Annotated in this window: 1 protein-coding gene; it reads left to right on the forward strand. The window is 46.7% G+C overall.

Annotation, left to right across the window (positions count from 1 at the left end; translation table 11 throughout):
- On the forward strand, positions 1-1757 hold a 1757-nt coding region (locus tag ACDQ55_RS21625), incomplete at both ends, for a condensation domain-containing protein (protein ID WP_420983725.1).

The following is a 1757-nucleotide window of genomic DNA, read 5'->3' on the forward strand; positions in this document are numbered from 1 at the left end:
ACGCACTGCTTACGAACGTATTTTGCCTGCACCGTTGCAGGAACATTATCCGTTGTCGCACGCACAACAACGCCTGTGGATATTACAGCAGATGAGCGAAGAACAACAGGCATATAACATTCCCTATCACATTCAACTGAAAGGTGTACTGCACCGCGGCCACTTTGAAGCCGCACTGGCGCAGCTGGTAGCCCGTCATGAAATTCTCCGGACGGTATTTATCACGGTAGATGAAGAGCCTGCACAGCAGGTCATTTCACCGGAAGCCTTTAATTTCAGTTTAATATACGATGACTTCAGTGAAAGTGCAGATGCTGAGATACTGGCAGCAGAAGTTGCGGACAATGAAACAGTGTTTGTTTTTGATCTTACTACCGGCCCATTGATCAGGGCAAGACTGGTGAAAACTGCGGAAGAACATTTTCTGCTTTGTTTTACACTGCATCATATTGTGTTTGATGGCTGGTCTGTGCAGGTATTGATAGAAGACCTGATGAAGCTGTACGCAGCACAACTATCCGGAAATACAGCTGCTTTGGCGCCACTGGCCATACAATACAAGGATTTTGCCTGGTGGCAGAATAACCGTTTACAAGGTATGGAAACAGCTATGCAGCAACAGTATTGGAATAACCGCTTTGCGGGTGAACTGCCTGTACTGGAGTTGCCACTGGATTATCCCCGCCCCAAAATACGCAGCTACAACGGACAACGGCATATCAGCCACATCCCGGCTACACTGGTGTCACAGCTTACCGGTTACAGCCAGTCAGAAGGCATCAGCACTTTCGTGCTGCTGGTGGCAGCAGTGAATGTATTACTATATAAATATACCGGTCAGCAAGATATAGTTGTAGGTACACCGGTAGCAGGAAGGGAATCCGTTGGGTTATCAAATCAGATAGGATTTTATGTAAATACACTTGCTATCAGGAATCAGATCGAAGCAGAGAAACCGTTCCGGGATTTTTTATTTTCCGTAAAGAAAACTTTATTAGACGCCTATCAACATCAGTCATATCCTTTCGATAAACTGGTGGAAGACCTGCGCCTGTCGGGCGACGGCACCCGGTCTCCGCTGTTTGATGTGATGGTGGTTATGCAACATAAAGCAGCACACGATACTTTTGCCCTGAGCCAGCTGGAAATGATTCCGGGCAACTATACAACGGCTACCAGCAAATTCGACCTGGTATTGCATTTCAGTGAGGAAGAAGATGGATGGCAACTGGGGATAGAATACAGCACTGATCTGTTCCAGGATGAGCGTATTAAAAGAATGAGTATTCATTTGACGCAAATTTTAAACGAAATAGCAGCAGATGCAGACCAGCCGGTAGATAACTTGCAATATCTTAGTAGGGAAGAAGAAACAGAGCTGTTGCGTTTTGCAGGTGATCATGAACTGGTGCCGGCAGATCAGTCGGTGCCTTCAGTATTATCCGGAATAGTAGGATTACATTATGAGTCACTGGCACTAAGCGATGGCAAAACAGCCTATACTTATGGTGAGCTGTGGGAGCGATCTGGTCTTATTTCCGGTTACCTGCAACAGATTTGTCATGTACAGGAGGAATCGCTGGTGGGTATCGTCATGAGCCGGGGTACTGGTTTTGTGCTATCTATGACAGGTATCCTTCGGAGTGGTGCTGCTTATCTGCCGATAGAATCGCATCAGCCTGTAGAGCGTATCCGCCGCCTGTTACAGGAAGGAGGTGTGTCTGTAGTACTAACAGACAATGATTCCATGGCATCAG

The sequence above is a fragment of the Chitinophaga sp. 30R24 genome, assembly GCF_049056765.1.
Lineage (GTDB): Bacteria > Bacteroidota > Bacteroidia > Chitinophagales > Chitinophagaceae > Chitinophaga.